The sequence below is a fragment of the Pseudomonas sp. S5F11 genome (genome assembly GCF_019641515.1).
GTDB classification, from domain to species: Bacteria; Pseudomonadota; Gammaproteobacteria; order Pseudomonadales; family Pseudomonadaceae; genus Aquipseudomonas; species Aquipseudomonas rhodesiae.
This window is the reverse complement of record NZ_JAIFJZ010000001.1, coordinates 2,379,694-2,400,912: the sequence shown is the minus strand read 5'-3', so window position 1 is coordinate 2,400,912 and position 21,219 is coordinate 2,379,694. Positions and strand designations below refer to the sequence as shown.

The window sequence follows — 21,219 nt, the reverse complement described above, 5'->3', positions numbered from 1 at the left end:
GCTGGAGCGATGAGTTATGCCTCTTTGCTGCCGTCAGCGCGCCAGTAGCCGACGGCCTTGAGGTACTCCTCGTTTACCCGATGCGTATCGAGCAACACCCTGCGCACCCGCCGCGCCAATTGGGTCTCGGTCGCCACAAAACAGTACAGCGAGCCCTCGGGCAATGTCAGGTTTTGCACGGTTTCCAGCAGGTCATCCTGGCCGCGCAGCACCCAGATCACCTCGACATCGGCGTCGCTGTGCAGCGTCTGGCGTTCCGCCGCATCGGCGATTTCGATCACAGCCAATACCTTGCGCCCGGCGGGCAGTTCTTCCAGGCGTCGGCCGATGGCCGGCAGCGCGGTTTCGTCGCCGATCAACAGGTAGCTGTCGAACATGTCCGGCACGATCATCGAACCCCGTGGCCCGCCGATGTGCAGGTGCTGGCCGGGCGTAGCCTGTGCGGCCCAAGTGGAGGCGGGGCCATCGCCGTGCAGCACGAAGTCGATGTCCAGTTCGCCGCGTTGCGCGTCATAGCGGCGCGGGGTGTAGTCGCGCATGGCCGGTTGCGGGCCGTCGCCCTTGATGTTGAACGTCGGGCTGTCCAGCGCGGCCTGTTCGGCCGCGTTGCGTGGGAACAGCAGCTTGATGTGGTCGTCGCTGCCCAGGCTGATAAAGCCCGCCAGTTCCGGCCCGCCCAAGGTGATGCGGCGCATGCGTGGGGTGATGTCGACCACGCGCAGCACGTCGAGGCGGCGGCGCTTGATCTCGTGGGTGACGCGGTGGATACCTGGCTTATTCATTGAGCTTTCCCGTCAGCGATGGCTTGGGCGGTGCCGTTGAGCAGCGCGGCGACCCGTACGATTTCTTCCGGGCTCCAGCGCCCGTGGTGCGAATGCAAGGCATGGCGCAGGTTGTGCACTGCCTCGTGGATTTCCGGCGGGCGGTCGTGGCCGCGCAACGAGCGTTTGCTGACGTCCATGCGCAAACGAATGCCATCGAGGGCAACCGCCTGTTCGCTTAAGAAGAGACGACCGGCGTCGGTGATGGTGTAGCGTTTTTTTCCACCTTCGCTGTCGCCGGCGATCAACTCGCTCTCTTCCAGGAACGTCAGCGTGGGGTAGATCACCCCAGGGCTGGGGGTGTAGGCGCCGTCGAACAAGGTTTCGATGCGGCGGATCAAATCGTAGCCATGGCACGGCTGTTCGGCGATCAGCGCCGGCAGCAGCAATTTCAAATCTCCCGGCGCAAACACCCGTGGGCCGCGCCCGCCGCGTTCGCGGCCGGGGCGTTTGTCGAAGCCGTCGCGACTGTCACCGTGGTCTCGGTGGTGATGAGGGTCTCTCATGGTCATGCTCTCCTGTCTCATTTAGATACAACGTAAGATATATCTTATGAGTCATGCAAAAACCTCTGACGAACGGTATCGGCGCGCGCAAGCCCTTGCGAGCGGGGCTGCACTGGGTCTGCAACGGCGGCTGATCGGCTGTTTTACTCAGCAAATAAGTAGCGTTTTCAAGTGTCAGGTACTAACTTGTTAGTTGGAGTTATTACTCTAAAGCGGGTAATAATCAGACCCTGTACGGCATGTAGTATTCGTCTTACAGTCGAGTTGTTAATACAAGTAGTACGCTGCATTAAGTGATGTAATAAGCGGCTTACAGTTAATATCCATCATATTGAATATCAAGGTTTTCTTCTGTCTTGTCGTGTCGTGATTAACTACTGCTTTAAACGAAAGTACTGGCTTCGCGAAAAGGCGTTTCGAGGGACTATTTACGTGCGTCGCAGGACTCGGTTTTTCCGGGTTGTGCCACGCACGAAACTGAGTTTTTCAACTAACGCTCTTAATGCGATAACAGGTACTCAAAATGCTTAAAAAAACCGCTTTCGTACTGCCACTGATTGCCCTGGCTTTCGGTTCGTCCAGTGTGTTCGCTGTCGGTGAAGCGTCCAGCGTCATCAACATCAAAGCCTCGATCCCGACTAAACAGTTCCACGTTCAGCCGCGTGACCCGAACTTTGGTCGTGACGAAGTCATGAACTACAACACCGTGTCCGGTGAGCTGAGTTCCTTGCGCGCCACCTACGACGTGAAAAACACCGAAGGCTCCATCAAAGCCTACATCGAAGGTGGTCCTGCTTCGTTGAGCAACGGCACCGACGCCATCGCTCTGACCAACACCTTCAACGGTGTGGTGCTGACCGGTTCGCCGCTGGAAGTGGTCGATGACGCCAGCTCCACGCCGGGTACTCAGGCTGATTTGGTGATTGCCGCAGCCAAGCCGGCTGATGGTGTCTCCGGGCTCTTCACCACCAACTACACCATCGTGTTCGATCACGAGCCTCGCGTCACTCAGTGAGGCAGGCCCGCTGATCAATAAGCGTCGGCTTATTGGGTAGTGATACCGATCGGCAGGCAGTCATGTCGGTTGATCGGTTCCCTTATTGCAGTTCGAAAATCAGAGTATTCCGTTCATGTTCCCGATGACTCCCATCGCGGCAGCGCTCGCCCTGTTGTTTTGTGCGGGCGCGTTGGCGGCAGATCCCGCCAACGGCACCACACCCCGTAGTTTGCTCTCCCAGGCCAAGGGTTTGCCGGCAGACTTTGAAGAGCATTTTTTTGATGTGCCTCTGGCGGTCAGGGTTGAACTCGATCAGGAGTTTGTTTCTGAAGCGATGGTGGTGCTATCGCGGGATGACCGCCTGACCTTGCTCGAATTCACCGACCACGACGGCAGCGTGATCAAGGACGACGAGCGCGATCGCTGGGCCGACTATCTGAAACAAGGCGTGAAACTGGGAAGCTGCGAAAGTAACTGCCCGGAAAAACTCCTGGCGGTGCACTACAACCTGGAAGGTTCCAAGGTTTCCCTGCTGACCGAGGACGCCGAACGTGACGCCGACGAAGAGCGTTACTACTTCCTGCCCACCGGCGGCAGCACCGGCCTGATCGTACGTAACCAATTGAACCTCAGTGGCGGCGAAGGCCAGGACCTGGGCGGGCGCTTCGGCCTGGATGCCAGCAGCAGCCTGGGCCTGTGGAGCCAGACCCTGAACATGCAGTTGTCGCGGCTGGGCGGGCCGGATGACCAGGACCTCAACCACGCCGTTTATTCGCTCTACACCCAGCGCGAGCTGCAAGGCAATTTCCTGCGTTTGGGCTACTTCACCCCCAACTCCGAAGGCTTGACCCGCCAACTGCGCTCCTTCGGCGCGAGCCCGGACACCGCCATCGGGGTGATGTACGGCAGCTCCGACAGCCTGATGATCAACAACCCCAAGCCTGCCGTGTATCCGATTTACGTCACCGCCAGCCGCCAGGCATCGGTGGAGATTTACCGCAATGGCCTGCTGATCAACACCCAGGCCGTCGGCAGCGGTTTGCAGAGTCTGGACACCCGTGCCTTGCCGGGCGGCATTTATGAAGTGGAAGTGCGCCTGATCGAAGACGGCCAGATCACCAGCACCACACAAGAGTTGGTCTACAAACCCAACAACTGGCGCAACCTCGACGAGCGCTGGCGCTACAACCTGTTTGCGGGCCGGGAAAGCAAACTGCTGAGCAACTACGAAGAGCAGACCAGCGGCGATCCGACCGCCGGGGTCTCGCTGAATTACCTGGCACACCCGCGCGTGGTGCTGGGCGTGTCCGGGCGCCAGGTCAAGGACAACATGCAGTACGGCACCTCCATCGATTGGACCCTGGCCAACTACGCCAGCCTGTATGCCAACCTGTACCAGACCGAAAAATACGGCACCGGCGCCGACTTCAACGCCCTCTACAACTACGGTGCCGGCACGGTGGTGTTCAACTACACCCGTAGCTGGCTCGACACCCGCAACACCTACGAAACCCTGCCCGACGGCACGCGCATCCGCCAGCGCGATGTGTTCGTCGGCCAGACCAGCAACGCATCGCTGTCCCTCAACCACCGGCTCAGCAACCTGCGTTCGATCAATGGCCGCGTGTCTTATAGCCAAGGCAATACCGATGGTTTGGGCTTGGACTTGGGCTGGACCGAGCGCACCCACCTGTTCGGCAACGACGCCAACTGGCGGTTGTCGGTGTTCGACCGCCCGGCGACCGCCAGCACCGGCGACCGGCGCAACCGTGGCGTCGACCTGAGTGTCAGCCTGGCCCTCGGTGCGCCGGGCGAGCAATGGTCCGCCAGCATCGGCACCCGTACCGCCCGTGACGGCACTCGCGACAACAACGCCTCGCTGACCTACCGCAAAGACCTCAAGGATCACGTCCTGCAAAGCGTGTCGGCGACCGCGATCACCGACACTTACGGCGTCGGTCTGTCCGGCATGGCCAGTTTCCAGAACGATGTGGTTACCGGTGACGGCTTCGTCCAGCGTTCTTCGTTCAACAACGAACTGTCCGGCGGCCTGAACCTGGACAGCACCTTCGCCATGGGGCAGCGGGAAATGGTGCTCACCAGCCAGTACCACGGGTCGGGTTCCGGCTTGATCGTGGACGTGGAAACCGACGTGGATGACATCGCCCTGCGCGCCGATGACATGAGCGGCGGCAGCACGGCGTTGCGGCCGGGGCGTAACTTCATTCCGGTGGCGGCCTACAAAGGCAGCTCGGTCAGCTTCGACTTCGAGGGCAACCATGCACCGTCGGCCTCGATCCAGCCGCAACGGACGCGCTACCACCTGAATAAGGGCGGGGTGGATTACCGCAAGATCAGCGTGATGCAGACCGTCACCGTGCTCGGGCGCCTGGTCGACCCTCAGGGCAAGCCGCTCAAGGGCCTGCATGTGATCAACCACGCCACCCGTGGAGTCAGCGAAGTCGACGGCTTCTTCTCCCTTGAGATGAACGCCAGCTCGCCAACCCTCGAAGTGCGGCGCAACAACCAGTTGCTCTGCCAGTTCCGACTCGATCCTTCCAAGGCCCGTGAGGAAAGCAACGTGCTGATGATCGGCGACTTGCGCTGCACCGCGGATACGTTAGCGGAGGCCTTCAATGGCAGTGGCAAAGCGGGTTAACGGTGTGATTTTGTGCAGAGCAGGGCTCAAACGCATCCAGCGTGTGGCGATCGCGCTGGTACTGGGGGTTCCAACACCCTTGTCTTTCGCGGGCGTACTGGAAGTGACGGCAGTGTTCAAACCCGACCCGGCGAACCCTATGGTGAACAAGTTCGTCAACACCTCACCGAACTTGGGGCATTGTCTGTGGCAACCGGCGTTTTGTGAAACATGGGGCTTGGCCAGTTTGCTATCGCCCTTGAGCTTCAGTGCCAATGGGCCCATCGCCGCCAACAATGAAATGCGCCAAGGCGCCATGTTCAGAGTGCCCTCGCAGTTTCGCTCAGTGCAGGTCACGCATGTCAGGACCGGCGAGCAGCAAACGCTGGACATGCGTATTGGTGGCTTGGGTGGATGGCATGAGCTGGGCGGCAATGTCTCGCAAATGACCGGGACTGGGGGCGCCGCTGGGCATAACTTGATGTGGCGCGGCGGCTGGTGGGCCAGGGATGCTCTGCCGTGCAGGCAAACCAGCGGAACTCAAACAGTCACTTCGACGGGCTCATCGTATTTTTGGCGAATCCCGGAAGGAGATGGAACCTGTGTCAAACAGGCGTTGTTCCGGGTGCCGAACTTGCGCTACACGTCACTGTACCTGGGTTATGAGCTGCGCACGCCGAATCCGCTGAGCATGTCCTCGGGCGATTACGTAGGCAGCCTGACCTATACGGTGGGGCCGGGGATGGATTTCGATATGGGCGACGTCATGATGCCCAACGATAACGTCCTTACGTTCAACTTTACGCTGAGTGTGGAGCACGACCTCAAGGTCGAAGTCCCACCCGGCGGCAACCGCATCGAACTGGTGCCCCAAGGCGGTTGGCAACCCTGGCTGAATCAGGGGCGCAAACCGGCGCGGCTGTTTCGTGACCAGACCTTCAATATCTCCGCGTCTTCGCGTTTCAAGATGCAGTTGGAATGCGAGCGCGTGATGGGCAACACCTGCGCCTTGCGCAACGCCGACGGCCATCAAGTGCCATTGGATATCAGCGTCAGCCTGCCCTATGGCCTGAACCGCCCCGATGGTTCGGCCGTGAACCGTCAGCCCTTGCTGCTCAGCGGCGCGGGCACCGAGCTGTTCCAGCCTGGCTACTACGTCAATCGCCGCCCCGGCACCCTGCATTTCGAGGTCGCCAAAGAGCATGCCGACAGCATGCTGGCTCAGGGCGGCAGCACTTATTCGGGACAAGCCACTGTTATTTGGGATTCGGATCTATGAATCGCGCATCACCGTTGAACCTTGCCGTCTTGGTCGGACTGTTGAGCCTAGGAGGGACGGGGACAGCCCAGGCCATATCCGAGAACATCACCGCGCTGTTCAAACCGGACCCTGCCAACCCCATGGTCAACAAGTTCCAGAACACCACGCCGATCAGTTCTATCTGTCAGTCGCATATCCCGACGCAGTGTCAGGCCCTGAATCTGTTCAGCCTTCGCATCCCCGGTTTTGACGCGTTGTCCAACGGCCCGATCCTGGCCAATCACGCCGATGAGCGACAGGGGTTCATGGTGCAGGTGCCGTCGCATTGGCGGAACGTGTTGGTGACGCATACCAAGACCGGAGAAACCGAAACAGTGCAAATGCGCATTGCCGGTTTTGGTGGTCTTTGGCAGGTGCCGCGTCCGCCTGGGGTTTCTGCTTGGGCGCAACCTGGGGTTGGTTGGACACAACAATGGGCAAGGGCGCCGAGCCCATGTATTTCAACCGGTCATTTGAAGGCTGGTTTGCAAACCGCTACCTATTTTTGGATGGTGCCGGAAGGCGCTGGGGTCTGCAGTCGTAAGCCCTCCCAAGAATTGGCCTATATGCGTATCTACCAGATGGAGTACGCCTATGAGCTACGGACCCCCAACCCCTTGGGGATGTCCAGTGGCGAATACACGGGCAGCCTGACCTACACAATGGGGCCTGGTGGTGATTACGATTTCGGCGATGTGCTGATTCCCACGGATAACCAACTGACCTTCAGTATTTTCCTGGAGGTCCAGCACGACCTCAAAATCGAAGTCCCACCCGGCGGCAACCGCATCGAACTGGTGCCCCAGGGCGGCTGGCAAGCCTGGCTGAATCAGGGGCGCAAACCGGCGCGGCTGTTCCGTGACCAGACCTTCAATATCTCCGCGTCTTCGCGTTTCAAGATGCAGTTGGAATGCGAGCGCGTGATGGGCAACACCTGCGCCTTGCGCAACGCCGACGGCCATCAAGTGCCATTGGATATCAGCGTCAGTCTGCCCTATGGCCTGAACCGCCCCGATGGTTCGGCCGTGAACCGTCAGCCCTTGCTGCTCAGCGGCGCGGGCACCGAGCTGTTCCAGCCTGGCTACTACGTCAATCGCCGCCCCGGCACCCTGCATTTCGAGGTCGCCAAAGAGCATGCCGACAGCATGCTGGCTCAGGGCGGCAGCACTTATTCGGGACAAGCCACTGTTATTTGGGATTCGGATCTATGAGCAGAACATCACGATTGGCGCGCGTCGCGCTGGCCGGCCTGTTGGGCCTTGGCGCTACCGGCACGGCACAGGCGCTGTCCCAGGACATCACCGCCGAATTTGTCCCCGACCCGGCGAACCCGACCAAGAACGAGTTTCGCAACACCACACCGGTGACGGGTATATGTGCCGGACACATGCCGATTCGCTGCCAGCAGATGGGGATTTTCACCATCCGCACCAGCAATTTCGCCGCCAACGCCAACGCGCCTATCGAGGCCTTTCACGAGGATCCGCGCCAAGGCGCAATGTGGAAAGTGCCGTCCGAGTGGCGGGATGTACAGGTGACCCATGCCCGTACCGGCGAAACCGAAACCGTGCAGGTGCGCATTGCCGGGATCGGGCACCGTTGGGATGTGCGCCCCAACACCAGTGCCTGGGCGCGGCCTGGGTATTCCTGGCAAGGGCAGTGGTCAACTGCGCCGAGCCCTTGCCAGAGCACCGGGTTTCTCACCGGAAACAACACCCTGGCTCTGTTCTTCTGGCTGGTGCCGGAGGGCGCGGGGGTGTGCAGCCGATTCCCCGGCACCACGATCACGCGGTTTTGGTACAGCACCTTCGAGTTCGCCTACGCGCTGCGAACCCCGAACCCGTTGGGCATGTCGTCAGGGGAATACGTCGGCAACATCACCTACACCATGGGGCCGCATCAGGACTTCGATTTCGGCGACGTGGTGATCCCCAGCGACAACCAGTTAACCCTCAATTTCAGTCTGGATGTGCTGCACACCTTGCAGGTCGAAGTGCCGCCCGGCGGCAACCGCATCGAACTGGTGCCCCAGGGCGGCTGGCAAGCCTGGCTGAATCAGGGGCGGAAACCGGCGCGGCTGTTCCGTGACCAGACCTTCAATATCTCCGCGTCTTCGCGTTTCAAGATGCAATTGGAATGCGAGCGCGTGATGGGCGACACCTGCGCCTTGCGTAACGCCGACGGTCATCAAGTGCCGCTGGATATCAGCGTCAGCCTGCCCTATGGCCTGAACCGCCCGGATGGTTCGGCGGTGAACCGCCAGCCCCTGTTGCTCAGCGGCGCGGGCACCCAACTGTTCCAGCCTGGGCACTACGTGAATCGCCGACCCGGCACCCTGCATTTCGAGGTTGGCCGAGAGCACACCGACAACATGCTGAGCCAGGGCGGCAGCACCTATTCGGGGATGGCCACGGTGATCTGGGATTCGGACCTGTAAACGACGTCACACGTGTTATTGGAGAGCGTTATGTGGAGCAAATATGTGTGGGCCTTGTGGTTGCTGTGCGGCCTGCCGCTGGGGGCGCAGGCCGGGCCCAGCCTGAATGTCGGGGTGTTTTACGACTATCTGGACGGTGACAAGAGCACCTACCTCAAGCGCGTGTTCAACAGCGGCGACAGCACAGCGTTCGTCAGGGTTCAGGTGCTGGAAATCCTTTACAACGCCGACGGCACCTCCGAAGAGGTGGAAGTCAAACCCGCCACCGACGCGAGTTTGCGCGATGGCCTGATGGCCAGCCCCACGCGCTTGATCGTGCCGGCCAACGGCATGCAGGGCACGCGTCTGCTGTACCTGGGCGAGCGGGAAAAAGAGCGTTATTTCCGCGTGCGCTTCGTGCCGGTGATGCCGGAAAAGGACGACGAGTTCGCCCTCTCGGAAGAAGAGCGCGAAGCCTATAAAGGCGCTTTGTCTGCCGGGGTAACGGTATTGGCGGGCTATGGCACGGTGTTTTTCGTGCGGCCTAAGGACGCGCGTTTCCAGACCGGCGTCGACGACAGCGCCGGCCATTACCGCCTGAGCAACGCGGGCAACAGTGTGGTGGTGGTCGACGAATTCAAGGACTGCTCCGCGGCCGATCCCAAGGACTGCCAGCCGACCACCAAGAACCACATTCTGCCCGGTCGCACGTTTGGTTTTGACAAGCAAAAGGGGCGGACCTACCGCTTCACCCTGATCGAAGGCAGCGACAAGAAACCTTATGAGGTCAAAGGATGAGAGTCAGTAAACGCACCCATCGTGGGTGGAAACGAGGCGGTCCGGCCCTGCTGGGCCTGGTGCTGCTCACCGGTGGGGCGGTGTTCAGCCCTGCGGTACAGGCGGTTCGTGAAGTGCAAGTGTTCGATGTGTCGGTGACCATCCCCACCCAGGATTTTTACGTGTTGCCGATCACGCCCGGTTTTCTGGAGCGCGAACAACAGATGATCTGGGACCTGGTGCCGGGGCGCCTGCGGCCCTTGCGGGAACACTTCGACGTCAAGAGTTCCGCCGGCGGCATCAATGCGCGCCTGGGTGCGTTGCCCACCCTGTTCAACGGCGGGCGTACCTACATCGACCTGAGCGTCACGTTCAACGGCCAAGTGCTGAGCCTTGAAGACACCCTGGTGGTGCCCCAGGACGAAGCGCGCCAGGGCAAGCGCGTACTGCTGGATATCTCGGCCGTCGAGCCGCCGGATGGGTTTACCCCAGGTGACTACTACGGCAGCGTCGAGCTGCTGTTCGATGCGGTGAGGCCATGATGGTGTGCAAAGGAGCGGTTATGAAGCGTGTATGTGCGGGGCTGGGCCTGTTGCTGTGTGCCCTGAGTGCCCAGGCGGGGCCGAGTATCAATGTCGGGGATTTCTACGATTATCTGCGCGGCGATAAAAGCACCTACCTCAAGCGGGTTTTCAACGGCGGCACCAAGACCGCTTTCGTTAAGGTCAACATCACCGAAATGCTCTACAAGCCCGACGGCACTTACGACGAAGTCCCGCTCAAGACCGAGGCCGACGGCAGCGTGCGCAACGGCCTGATCGCCAGCCCGGCGCGCTTGATCGTGCCGGCCGGCGGTGTGCAGAGCACGCGCTTGTTGTTTATGGGCGAGCGTGACAAGGAGCGCTACTTCCGCGTGCGTTACTTGCCGGTGGCGCCGGAGAAAGACGATGAGTTCCAGGTCAGCGATGAAGAACGCGAAGCCTATAAAAACACCCTGGCCGGTGGCGTGCAGGTGATGGCTGGCTATGGCACGGTATTTTTCGTTCGTCCCAAGGACAGCCGCTTCGACACGAAGATCGAGAACGGTGGGCAGCGCTACGTCATGCGCAATGCCGGCAACACCGTGGTACTGGTCGATGAGTTCAAGGATTGTGCGGGCCATGACAGTACGGAATGCGCGCCGACCACCAAGAACCATATCTTCCCCGGCCGCACCTTCAGCTTCGACAAGAAGGCTGGGCGCGTCTACCGCTTCTATCTGTGGGAAGGCGATGCGCAGCGCAGGATCGAAGTGCGCTGACGGACCCCGGCAGGCGCGCGCCCGTGCACGCCTGCCGGAGCTGGCGGTTCAACGCTTCGGCGCTCGATTGCGCCAGTCGCCGGCGTCGCGCAAAGCATTGCGCGTCTGTTCGCGCATCCACGCCAGGGCGTCATAGCCCAGCGTTTCTTCCAGGCGCTCGCAGGCGGCCTGAAACGCAGCGTCATCGCCTTGCAACTGCCCATCGGTAATACCCAATAGGGTCGCCAAATCCTGCATCTGCTGTAGGGCCTCGGGCGTCGGTGCCCTGCGCCATTGTTCATGCAAGTCTTGCAGCTCAAACAACTGCCCGTGACGCGTTTTAAGCCTTTGCTGATGCTGCGCGTGGCGTTCGGGATAGCGCTGCTCCAGCCAGCCGCGCCAGTGTGGGTCCAGCAGCATGCGGTTGACCAGGCCGTCGCCTTCGCCCAGTTCCAGCACCTGGCGGTACGCGCTGTCGATCTGCGCCTCGCTCACGTTGGCCGTCAGGCGGTAGATCATATGGTCCGCAATCCACGGCAAGTCCAGGCGCTGCGCCAACGCAGTCTGGTAGGCCAGGTACACCTCCACTTCATCCACCTCGCCGGGCAGGTTGTCGACGATTTCGCTGCGCAGCCGCAGGCCCTGGCCGCCCTGGGAGAGCGGCGCCAGGCGCTGGCGGATGTCGGCCCGCGCCACGTCGTTGAGCTGCCGCAATCGCGCAATGCCCCGGCACAGCACGGCCAGACGCTGCTCGTGAACCTCGGGCGAGGGGGCATAGCGTTCAATCTGATGGACCAACACCTCCACGCCCAGCTCGTTGAATATCTGCGTGCCGGCATCGGCGCAGTTGGCCGGGTAACTGGCCATCTCGAACAGTTTCAGGCGCAGGGCAGTGTCGGCGTCCGCCGCCTCCAGCAGCTCCCAGACCTGTTGCGTCAAGGTGCGGTGGTTGGCGGTGTAACGCTGTTCGTCTTCGGCGCTCTGGAATTCGTCGGGTGCTTCAAGCGCTTTGATCACTTCAAAGAAGCCTTGGGAGCCATGCTCGTGTTCCAGCCGACTCCACAGCGCACGCGCGGCGTCCTGAGCGGTGGCGTCCAGGTAGGCCAGCCAGGGTTCACTCTCGCCGCGCGGCTCGTAGCTGCGGTCTGCGTCCAGGCCCACGGATTCGCGGTAGGCCCTGAAACGCTCGCGACTCACCGCCCCCAGACGTGCGCGATCCAGGCGCGTGCGGGCAACCACCAGGGCGGCAGGGCTGCCCAATTCGACCTCGGGCACCTCGGTAATGGCTGTGTCTTGCAGGTTGAGCAGCCAGTGCGGCGGCCGGGGCACATCGAACACCCCGTCCGGCCAGCGTTCGATGGGCGTGCGGCTCAGGTCCAGTTCGTGCAGGTCGCGCATGCGCCCGATATCCGGGACTTGGCGGGTCGGGGTGTGGTTGAGTTTCAGGCGGCGCAGGTAACGCAGGTTTTTCAGGCGGGTGACATCCCGCGCGCGTAATTGCAGCAGGGTGTGCGACAGGTCGAGGTTTTCCAGATGGCGCAGGTCCACCAGGGTATCCGGCAGGTGGGTCAGGGGGTTGTGGGTCAGATCGAGGGTGCGCAACGAGGGGAAGCGCGCGAGAAAATCGGCATGCGCTGCCTTGAAGCGGGTTCTGGCCAGGTTGAGCCCGACCACATGGCCGAAATCGGCTTGCAGCGTCGGCAACGCGTCCGGTAATACCAGGCCGCTGAGGTCCAGCACTGAACCGCGATGTTCGACCCGGACGCGTACCTGATCGTCCCAGCATTCGAGGATTCTGGCGCTGATAAACGCGCGCAACTCGCGCTCCACGCTCAGGCTATGGGCGCCTGGCTGCAGTGCCCAACGCGACAGCTCGCCGTTCAGGCGAATGCGTTCGACGACCAGGGTGTTGATCGTTTCGCCAAGGGCCTGCGGCCCGACGGTATCCATGTAGGTCTGGATACGTTCTTCACTTTGGTAGGGGAACAGGGTTTTCAGAGCCTCCCGATGCAGATCCGCGCTCGGCTGCGTTGGCCCGCGAGCGGTTCTTTTCGGCATCGGTGTGCCCAGCAGGGCCAGGGTCTCCCGATCCGCGCGAGCGCGTGTCGGCGGCTCGGCCAAGGCGATACGGCGTTCGGCCAGGGGTTCCAGGGTTTGCATCAGCCAGCCGCGCAGCGCGGTGCCCTGGCCGGTGCTGTAGCCCAGTGCTTCCCGGGTGGGATCGGGCAGGGCCTGGAGTATCGACTCGTACAGCGTGTCCGGGCCGTGCAGATGCTTTAACTGATCGTCGAGCACTTCATAGCCATGGTTGCCCTTGCGGATCAGCGTGCGGCGCACCTGGGCGTCCATGGGCCCCGCCTCGCAGCGCAACGGCCCATCGGCCGTGCGTTCGCGAATTTGCAGGTGCAGGTCGGCGAAGGCATCGCTGTGATGCTTGAGGGTGTTGAGCACCATGCGTTCGCTGTCCGGGGTTTGCTGCCAGGGAAAATAGAAACCCTCGTAGGCATGGGTGGTGCGGGCGACGAAATCCAGTTCGCCGGCGAGGTTCTTCAGGCGCAGCGGCACGCGCTGGTGCTCATCCATCACCCGCAGTTCGTCGCTGTCGGCGCTGCTGAGCAGCGCGTCGATGGCGTGGCTCTCCAAACGCGGCAAGTGCTCACGCAACAGGCGCGTGCGCGGCTCGTCGGACAGCTCGCGCAAACGGTGCATATAGGGGCCAATGTCGGGCGCCTGCTGGCTGACGTAATCGGCCAGCAGGTTGCGCAGGTGTTGGAGCCGTTGGGGTTTCGGCACACTTTGGCCCAGCAGCGCCTCGGTCTGGGGTTCATCGAGAAATGCCAGAACCCGCTCCGGCAGTGTGCCGGACATCACTTGCGCCAGGCTCATCTGCAGAGTGTCGGCGGGCGCTGCGTCGGGATTGCCGTAGTGGTGAGAGGCGCCGGTGAGGTCGGCGCGTAGATACACCTGCAAGGCTTTATCCGCCGGCCAGCCGGGCAGTTCGGTAACCGTCTGCTCGAACCACGCCGAGGCCGGGTCCAGTGGCTGCCCGACGCGAATGCTGTCGCTGGAGCGGCTGGCACTGGCATAGGCGTCGAAGCGGTTGAGGGTGTCTTCCAGCAGGGGCGGCAGCGGCTGGTCGTGGTGGTAGATGCCGCGCAACAGGTCGTCGTCGCAACCGCTGATGCGGCGGATACGCTCCAGTTGTGTATCGCTCAAACCTTCTACCGGTCGCCCGAGGCGACGCAGCAAGGTCGAACGGTCCCAGGTCTGGGGGTGTTCCGCCTCGTGCAGCACGATGCCGTCGCGCTTGAGCTGCACCCTGGGTTGATAGGCGTCGGGTCGGCGCGGATGCACGATGCGATGTTCGTCGCGCTCGGCGTCATAGCGCACCCGAAAGTGCTCGCCATCGCGTCTGAGCAGTGCTTGCCCCTGGTGCCGGTGTAGCCCTGACGGTTCGGCACGGGCTTGCGCCGGCAGTTGCAGTGAGGGATCGGCATAAGGGCTGATTTCTGGGTTCCACAAGCGCGTGCGACCGTCGGGCAGTTGCACGGCTTTGAGGCCCTCTACAAAGGCCGACAGCTTCAGGTGCAACGGTTGCGCGACCTGCGCACCGGCGGCGAACGTGCCGAGCTGCAGCAGGTTCTGCGCCACCCCAAACATATGCTCCACGGCCTCCCGCGCCTGGCCCTCGGCCCAGTCTACGATACCTTCGAAGACCTCGTCGGTCAGTTGATAGGCGGTGTACGCGAGCATCAGTTCACCCAGCCCGGGTATGAAAGGCGTGAGGATTTGCACCGCGACATTAAGTAGGTCGGAAAAGATTTTTTCCAGATTGTCCCACCATGCCCAACGCGCCATGCGATCGACGCGATGGGTCGAGACGGCGAGGCTTTGGGCATCGTTGACGATCTTGTTCAAGCGCACCCGATACAAGTAGTTCCACAGGTCGTTTTGCGTGGAGACGGTCGAGCGGTTCTGGTAGTCGTGCTCGAAGCGTTGCACGTTGAATTGCAGATGCGGGTGCTCGACCGGCGTGTCTTTCCAGCTGGGCTGGCTGTCAGTGGGCGCTTTGTGGTGCCACTGCACGCGGCTCAGGCGCGCATTGAGGTTGGCGAAGAAATACCCGCGTTGGTCGTGGGCGACGAAGCGGCTGAAAAAGACCTGATAGTGCTCGACGTCGCGCAGTTGGCGGGTCAGTTCAGCCATGAAGGCCTGCGGTGAAGGGTAGTGCTTGAGCGGGTGTTCGGGGTCGTCCGGCACATAGGCGAGCACCTGGGTCAGCGGCGTGGGCGGCGATGGCGGGCTATGCAGCAGGATGATGCCGGTGAGCCGCGTGTTCATCATGTCCAGGGTGTGGCAATGCAGCGGCTGGCCCTCCCACTCGACGGCGGGTTGGCCGACGGCCAGGGCCAGCAACGGTGCCAGGGCGTTGCGCGGAATATCGCCCTTGTGCGCGGCCAGTTGCGCGGCCGCGCTCAAGCCGCTTTTCTGCTGGGCAAGCACGTGCTGGCGCACGCGATAGGCGACGCTGCGCTGCTCGAAGCCCAGGGCTCTCTTGAGCTGGGCCTGATACTGCGCGCCGATATCCAGCCGGCGACACAGTTGTTTGAACCCCTCGACAGTCAGCGCCGCGCCGCTGACCTTGTGGGTGAAGCTCAGGCTGCGTTGTTGCCCCCGTGCGTCGGGGCGCGAGAGAAATGCGTAATCGACAAACTGCTCGTTGTCGGCAAAGTTGTGCAGCGCCGCGTCCAGCAACGACACGGTGCGACTGGTGACACCCTGGGTCACGTCAATCACCCACCAGGCCTGGGCGGCGCTGACATACGTGCGCAGAAAGGTATTTTTCACATCGATGTCGCCGTAATCCTGGGCCAACGCCGTGCGCAGTTTGGCCTCGGCGTAGGCGTAGACATCGTTCAAGCCTTGAAACGGCCCATCCAACGCATTGAGGTTTTGCCAGTGCGCGTCCACTGCCTGCTTGAGGGGGCGCGGTAGCGAGGCGGGAGGGATCGGGTGGCGGCGTGCAGCGTGGTGTAAAGCTTTGAAGCGTTGTGGGTGGGTAGCGGTCAGCCAGGGCGGAAGCGCAGTGTTGATGAAGTCGTAATGCAGCCCTTTAAAGGCTTGGGCAAAGGGGATGTCAGCCATGCAATGAATCCTGGAAATCAGCTCATGAGGCATTCGAGTCTAATGAGGGCAGGGGGCGAGAATAAGCGCGAATACCGGGTTGGATACCACGACGGGATGGCGTTTGATTTCGAAATTATCCATCTCGAAAATAGCCGGCTACCGCCCCTCGCCAACTGTCGAGGGGCGGGGACGCTTCAGGATGTTTGCGCTGCGATTTCTAAGGCCTGGCGGGTCAGGCGGCGTGCCAGATCTCGGTAGTCGCGCTGGATATGCTCGTAGAAGGTATTCACCGTCGCGTCGGACAGCGGCTGCTCCTCAAGCACCTCGGCTTGCGCAAGGTTCAACGTGTCGGCCAGGCTGACCAGCTGTGTGCGCAGTGTGGCCTTGCGCTCGACGCTCACGGACGGGCTCACCCACTCGCGGTGCGCTTCCAGCAAGTCCTCCAGTTGGCTGCCGGCCTCGGCACGTTGTTCCAGGGCTTGGTTGAACGACTCAACGTATTTTTCTTGCAGGTATTCGTTCCAGAACGGTTGCTCAAGCATGCCGTCGACCAGACCGTTGCCGCGCTCCTGATGGGCAATGTAGCGAGCGGCGCGGCTGAGGTGGGTTTCCGTGACCCTGGCGGTGTTGCGGTAGACCATATGTTCGGACAGCCACGGCAGGTCGAGTCGTGCCTTGAGCCCGGTCTGGTAGGCCAGGTACACCTGCACGTCGTCGACCTGGTTATCTCCACTGCCGAAGGCTTGTCCCAGCCCCCCTTGGCTGATCGGGTCGGTGCGATATTTGATTTCGGCGCGCGCGCGCTCGTTGACCTGATCCAGGCGCCAGGATTGTTTGGCCAACGTCGCCAGGCGGCTCTCGCGGCTGGCCAGGCCTGCGGGGCTTTGGTCCTTGAGGATGTTTTCCAACAGCGTCTCGACGCCGATGCGGTTGAAGATCTGCGCACCGGCATCGGCGCAATTGGCGGGCGCGCCGGCCAGGCTGAATATGCGCTCGCGGAACTGGGGGTTCTCGTCCACGGCAAACAGCACCTGCCATACGCGTATGGACAGGTCTTCCCGGCCCTGGCGGAACAACCGCGCATCTTCCTGGGTTTGAAAGCGCTCCGGCGGTTGCAGCAGCTGGAGCACGTCGAACAAGCCCTGGGAGCCGTGCTCTTTTTCGACCTCGTCCCAGACCTCCTTGGCCGTGTCCAGATCCTCGCCTTCCAGGCCGCTTGTCCAGTAGTCCCGGTTGGCTTTGTCGCCGACCGGGCGTGTGCGATAGGGGTCGATGCCTTGGGCGCGGCGATAGCTGACAAAACGGTCTTCGTCGAGGCGTTCGAGCTTGGTACGGTCCAGCCAACTGTTGGCCACGATGCGTGCCGCCGACGAATCCGAGGCGAACTCAGGCACGGTGCGCACGTTGGTGTTGCTCAAGTCCAGTTCCGGCGTGACCCGTTTCGGGCTGTCCAGCCCCGCCGGCCAGGCGCTGATACTGGTTCGCCGCAACACCATGCGGCGCAGCTCAGGCAAGTGGCTGAGGTCCGGAGCGATGCGCATCTGCGTATTGCCTTCCAGGTTCAATGAGCGCAGAAGCTGGCAGCGTTCAAGGATCGCGTAGTCGCTGGGGCGCCAGGCGATGGGGTTATTGCTCAGGTTCAGTTTGGCCAGGAACTTGATATTGGGCAGCTGTGACGGCAGGCCGGCGAGGTTGTTGTCGGACAGATCAAGGCTGCGCAGATTGGGGAAATTGTCGAGGAAGCCAGTGTCCCGATCCCCCAGGCGTGTGCCGCTGACATTCAAGCGCGTGACATGGCTGAAGTCCGCCCGCAGAGGCTCAAGGCTGGCGATATAGCGCCCCAGGGTCAGTTCGCTCAGGTCCAGCCGCGTTCCGCCGGAGCGTGCCTGCGCAGGCAGCAGGCGTTGATAGGCGCCTTGTTCCCAGCAGTTTTTTAACTCCTTGATGATGTGGCCGCGCATCAGCATTTCGTTGGCCACCAGCGTGGCGCTGGCCTTGGTCAGGCTGGGCTTCTGCTTGCAGAAGTTCTCCAGCTCTGTGTCCAGCACCGCGCGGTCGATTTCCAGGGTGTTGAGCAGTTGCTCCGCTTGCGGGGTTTTCAGGTGCGGTGTCACTTCTTCGATCTGCTCGGTGCTCAAACTTGGGCACAACCTGACCAGGGTTTCCTTGAGCGTCGGCGGTTGTGGCGGTTCGCGCCGAAACAGGCGGCGAAAGGCGTCGAACATGGGCTTTTGCAACAGCGATTGGGCGGCGCGCTCATCCACCTGACGCCGTGTGGGGGCTTGCAGCAGCGTGCGACGGTTGCTCAAGGGTTCCAGTTTTTCTTTGAGCCAGGCTTTGAAAATCGCGCCCTGGCCGGCCACATAGTCGATCTTGCCCGGCGGCAGCAGCCAGATCAGGGCTTCGTACAAGCTGAACTGCGGTTGCGGCGCAGCGCTGCTCATATCGTGGATCTGGTACTGCCCAGGGCCTGTGTGCAGCAGGATTTTCCTCGTGGCGGCCTCGGCGGCGCCAACCTGGCAGCGCACCTGGCCCTGGGCGGTCTGTTCGTGAATGGCGATGTTTATGTCGCTCAGTGCATCGGTGTGCTGGCGCAGGATATTGAGCACCATTCGTTCGGTGTCCGGGGTCAGCAACGCGTCATCGTACAGCCCCTCGCTTGCGTGGCTGGCGCGCACTTCGTTGGCCAGTGCCCTTGCCAGGTTTTTCAGGCGCAGAGGCATCTGCCGTTGCGTGTTCAGCGTTTCCAACTCATCGGGCGAGGTGCGCAGCAACAGGTTGGCCACCAGGTTTTTCGGCAACTGCGGGAACTGTTGTTGAATCAGCTCGCCAGGGGCGGTTTCGGCCACTTCCGTGGTGCTGTAGAGATGGTTGAAAACGGCGGTTTTTTCCCGCGCCACTTTATCCGCCAGTAACCCGCGCAGGGCCTGGATGCGCGCGGCAGACGTAGGCCCGACCGGCGCGGGCAACAGGCCGGCGAATTCGCTGTCGCTCAAGAACGTAGCGAGGCGTTCGGGCAATTGGCCGGCGCTTACCTCGCGATGGCTGATGTTCAGGGTGTCGGCATCGCTGGGTGTGGCTGCGCCGTAGGTGAGGGCGTGCCCGCTCAAATCATCGTTGATAAACACGGCGATGGCCTTGGTCGGCGGCCAACCGGGTAGCTCGCTGGTGGTTTGCGCGGCCCAGTTGTCCGGCAGCTTAGCGGCGGTGCCGGTGCGCACCTGGGCCGGTGCGCGGTCGACCTGCGCCCGCAGCCTTATTCGCCTGAGGGTGTCGACCAACAGCGGCGGCGGGCTGTCGCGGTCGGCGTACATCATGCGCAAGTCTGCATCGCGGGTGGCGCTGGTCTCGCAGGCCTGTTCCAGCTGGGTCGCGTCGAACCCTTGCACCACCGGGCCAAGGCGGCTGCGCAGCCTGCGGCTGTCCCAGGTCAGCGGGTCCTCGCCTTCGTGATACCACGCGCCGTGCTCGTTATGAACGAGCTTGGGGGCGTAGGCCTCGGCGCGGGTGGGGTGCTTGATGCGATAGGTGCCGCTGGTTTCATCCTGCTCGACGACATAGTGCTGACCCTCCAGGCGCAGGACTTTCTGCGCGCGGTGCCCATGCAGGCCGAGGGCATCGGGCTGTGCGTCGGCCGGCAACTGCAACGCGGGGCGGGCGTAGGGCGCCAGATCCGGGTTCCACAAGCGCGTTCGGTCGCCCACCTGCACGGGTTGCAAACCGTCGATAAACGGCGAGCGCTTGAACGCACCCACCACTTTGCCGCCGATGGCGAAGGCGGCCACTTGTACCAGGTCGTTGGTGACGGTGAGCAGATGTTCGCCGGCCTCTCTGAATTGGCCTTCGCTCAAATCCACTGCGCCTTCGACCGCATCATAGGTGAGTTGGAACACGGTGTAGGCCAGCATCAGTTCGCCCAAGTAAGGCACGAACGGCGTGACCACCATCAGAGCGACATTGAAAATATCCGATAACAGGCGGGTGAAGTTGTCCCACCAGGCCCAGCGCGCGTGGGTGTCGGCGTCGGCGGTGGAGACCGCTATGGCGCGCCCGTCGTTGAGGATCTTGTTGAGCGACTGCTGGTAGAGAAATTGCCACAGGTCGCCCCTGATCGGGGTCGCGGAAAACTGCAGGCGGGGGGCGGTCAGTGGCGTTTCGCGCCAGCTGGGGCGAGGGTCCAAGGGGCTGTACTGATGCCATTGGACGCGGCACAGCCGCTGGCTCAGGTTGGCAAAAAAATGCCCGCGTTGAGTGTGATCGACAAACTGGCTGAAGAACTGCTGGTAGGTCTGCTGCTGGCGCGACGGGATCGGCGCGTTGGTTTGCAGTTTGCGTGTCAGGTCCTGCATGAAGGCGAGGCTTGAGTCGTATTCTTTGACCGGGCTTTCGGGGTCATGGGGAATATAGGCGATCAACTTTGAGGTGCTGGTTACCCGCTCCAGGTCCGCGGCGATCAGCAGAATGCCGCTCAAGGACACGTCCAGAATGCTCAATTGATAGAACTGCATCACGCCACGATCACCGCGCAGCGTGCGCATCAGCAGGTGGAAGCCGGCCATGCTCAAGTCGGCGGGCTGTTGCGCGACAGTGTGGATGCTGGCCAAGTGAGCGGCGACTTTGAGGGCTGCTTTTTGGCTGGCGATCACCTGGTGCTGCAATTCGGTGCGCGCCGCCGTGGCTTCAGGCAGCAGACGCTCGTTCAAGTAGCGTTGGTAGTGGGCGCCGAGGTCCAGCTCACGGCACAGGGTCTTGAACTGTTGGATCGACATCGTAGTGTCCAACGGCAGCACGGCGAAGTGCCCGCGATAGTCGGGTTGAGTGATATAGCAAGAGTTGATATCAAATGTTTCGCGTTTGGCGAAGTTATGCAGGGCGGCATCCAGTAATGACACTTTGCGGGTGGTCACGCCGTTGGAAAAATCAATGACGTACCACGGCTTTGCAACCGGAATATATAAATAAAGAAACGTGGTCTGCACATTCAGGTCGAGGCCGTATTTATCCTGGATGGCTTTTTTCAAGCGCGGTTCGGCGAAGGCGTAGACATCCTGGATATCGCTTAACAGCCGGTCCACTTGGTTCTGCGTGCGCCAGCCGTCGGCATTGGCCTCCTGCAGCGCTTGATGCTGCGCCGAGGTGAGGCCGGCGAGCCCGGCCGGCCGCGTCAGAGTGGCGGTGTTCAGTTGGCCTAGCCTTGTCGGTGTGCTGGAGGTGATCCAGTCTGGAATGGTTTGTTTGATCAACCCGTAGTGCGGGCCTTTATAGGTGCTGCGCGTAGTTTCAAGTGGAAGAAGTTCGGGCATGAACAAAGACTCTTTAATGGGTTCGAGTCGCTAGTTTCATGCTTTGAGAATTGCC

At 61.8% G+C, this 21,219-nt stretch carries 12 protein-coding genes; 8 read left to right on the top strand and 4 right to left on the bottom strand.

Annotation, left to right across the window (positions count from 1 at the left end; translation table 11 throughout):
* Window positions 1-14 precede the first annotated feature (14 nt).
* Entirely contained in the window at window positions 15-782 is a 768-nt protein-coding gene (locus K1567_RS10835) for a siderophore-interacting protein (RefSeq protein WP_220698490.1), read from the bottom strand.
* Complete coding sequence (locus K1567_RS10830; RefSeq protein ID WP_034096085.1) at window positions 779-1,327, bottom strand: PadR family transcriptional regulator; 549 nt, start codon at window positions 1,325-1,327, stop codon at window positions 779-781. Before K1567_RS10830 ends, K1567_RS10835 begins: the two co-directional genes overlap by 4 nt.
* Before the next feature lie 523 nt (window positions 1,328-1,850).
* Here K1567_RS10830 and K1567_RS10825 point away from each other — a divergent pair.
* From K1567_RS10825 to K1567_RS10790, 8 genes are all read left to right on the top strand, one after another.
* On the top strand, window positions 1,851-2,342 hold the full coding sequence (locus K1567_RS10825) for a CS1 type fimbrial major subunit (RefSeq protein ID WP_034096086.1): 492 nt from the start codon (window positions 1,851-1,853) through the stop codon (window positions 2,340-2,342).
* Window positions 2,343-2,457: 115 nt separating this feature from the next.
* A complete protein-coding gene (locus K1567_RS10820; protein WP_040267679.1) occupies window positions 2,458-4,983 on the top strand; it encodes a CS1-pili formation C-terminal domain-containing protein in 2,526 nt (841 codons plus the stop codon).
* Window positions 4,961-6,241, top strand: coding sequence for a hypothetical protein (locus tag K1567_RS10815; protein ID WP_259444994.1), 1,281 nt, complete (start codon window positions 4,961-4,963; stop codon window positions 6,239-6,241). The genes K1567_RS10820 and K1567_RS10815 overlap by 23 nt, the downstream gene beginning before the upstream one ends.
* The gene (locus K1567_RS10810) at window positions 6,238-7,473 is read left to right on the top strand and encodes a hypothetical protein (protein WP_220698489.1); all 1,236 of its coding nucleotides are present in this window, start codon (window positions 6,238-6,240) and stop codon (window positions 7,471-7,473) included. The genes K1567_RS10815 and K1567_RS10810 overlap by 4 nt, the downstream gene beginning before the upstream one ends.
* Window positions 7,470-8,699 (top strand): hypothetical protein, encoded by a 1,230-nt coding sequence (locus K1567_RS10805; protein WP_169867392.1) that lies wholly within the window; start codon window positions 7,470-7,472, stop codon window positions 8,697-8,699. The genes K1567_RS10810 and K1567_RS10805 overlap by 4 nt, the downstream gene beginning before the upstream one ends.
* 30 nt (window positions 8,700-8,729) lie before the next feature.
* Window positions 8,730-9,476 carry a pilus assembly protein gene (locus K1567_RS10800; protein ID WP_052229510.1) on the top strand — a complete coding sequence of 249 codons (747 nt, stop codon included), beginning with the start codon at window positions 8,730-8,732 and terminating at the stop codon, window positions 9,474-9,476.
* On the top strand, window positions 9,473-9,997 hold the full coding sequence (locus K1567_RS10795) for a CS1 type fimbrial major subunit (RefSeq protein WP_052229511.1): 525 nt from the start codon (window positions 9,473-9,475) through the stop codon (window positions 9,995-9,997). The genes K1567_RS10800 and K1567_RS10795 overlap by 4 nt, the downstream gene beginning before the upstream one ends.
* Window positions 9,998-10,017: 20 nt before the next feature.
* Window positions 10,018-10,755: a pilus assembly protein gene (locus tag K1567_RS10790; protein WP_034096089.1), complete on the top strand. Its 738-nt coding sequence runs from the start codon at window positions 10,018-10,020 to the stop codon at window positions 10,753-10,755.
* Between the two features lie 48 nt (window positions 10,756-10,803).
* On the opposite strand, the gene K1567_RS10785 is transcribed toward K1567_RS10790, so the two are convergent.
* Entirely contained in the window at window positions 10,804-15,879 is a 5,076-nt protein-coding gene (locus K1567_RS10785) for an NEL-type E3 ubiquitin ligase domain-containing protein (protein WP_220698488.1), read from the bottom strand.
* A 176-nt stretch (window positions 15,880-16,055) separates the two neighbouring features.
* Window positions 16,056-21,164, bottom strand: a complete 5,109-nt coding sequence (locus K1567_RS10780; protein WP_220698487.1) for an NEL-type E3 ubiquitin ligase domain-containing protein — start codon at window positions 21,162-21,164, stop codon at window positions 16,056-16,058.
* Between the last annotated feature and the right edge of the window lie 55 nt (window positions 21,165-21,219).

Excerpts from the sequence above, each read along its gene's own strand:
- K1567_RS10810 (WP_220698489.1), top strand. The coding sequence starts at position 6,238 with ATGAATCGCGCATCACCGTTGAACCTTGCCGTCTTGGTCGGACTGTTG.
- K1567_RS10820 (WP_040267679.1), top strand. The coding sequence starts at position 2,458 with ATGTTCCCGATGACTCCCATCGCGGCAGCGCTCGCCCTGTTGTTTTGT.
- K1567_RS10825 (WP_034096086.1), top strand. The coding sequence starts at position 1,851 with ATGCTTAAAAAAACCGCTTTCGTACTGCCACTGATTGCCCTGGCTTTC.
- K1567_RS10780 (WP_220698487.1), bottom strand. The coding sequence starts at position 21,164 with ATGCCCGAACTTCTTCCACTTGAAACTACGCGCAGCACCTATAAAGGC.
- K1567_RS10815 (WP_259444994.1), top strand. The coding sequence starts at position 4,961 with ATGGCAGTGGCAAAGCGGGTTAACGGTGTGATTTTGTGCAGAGCAGGG.
- K1567_RS10805 (WP_169867392.1), top strand. The coding sequence starts at position 7,470 with ATGAGCAGAACATCACGATTGGCGCGCGTCGCGCTGGCCGGCCTGTTG.
- K1567_RS10830 (WP_034096085.1), bottom strand. The coding sequence starts at position 1,327 with ATGAGAGACCCTCATCACCACCGAGACCACGGTGACAGTCGCGACGGC.
- K1567_RS10795 (WP_052229511.1), top strand. The coding sequence starts at position 9,473 with ATGAGAGTCAGTAAACGCACCCATCGTGGGTGGAAACGAGGCGGTCCG.
- K1567_RS10800 (WP_052229510.1), top strand. The coding sequence starts at position 8,730 with ATGTGGAGCAAATATGTGTGGGCCTTGTGGTTGCTGTGCGGCCTGCCG.
- K1567_RS10785 (WP_220698488.1), bottom strand. The coding sequence starts at position 15,879 with ATGGCTGACATCCCCTTTGCCCAAGCCTTTAAAGGGCTGCATTACGAC.
- K1567_RS10790 (WP_034096089.1), top strand. The coding sequence starts at position 10,018 with ATGAAGCGTGTATGTGCGGGGCTGGGCCTGTTGCTGTGTGCCCTGAGT.
- K1567_RS10835 (WP_220698490.1), bottom strand. The coding sequence starts at position 782 with ATGAATAAGCCAGGTATCCACCGCGTCACCCACGAGATCAAGCGCCGC.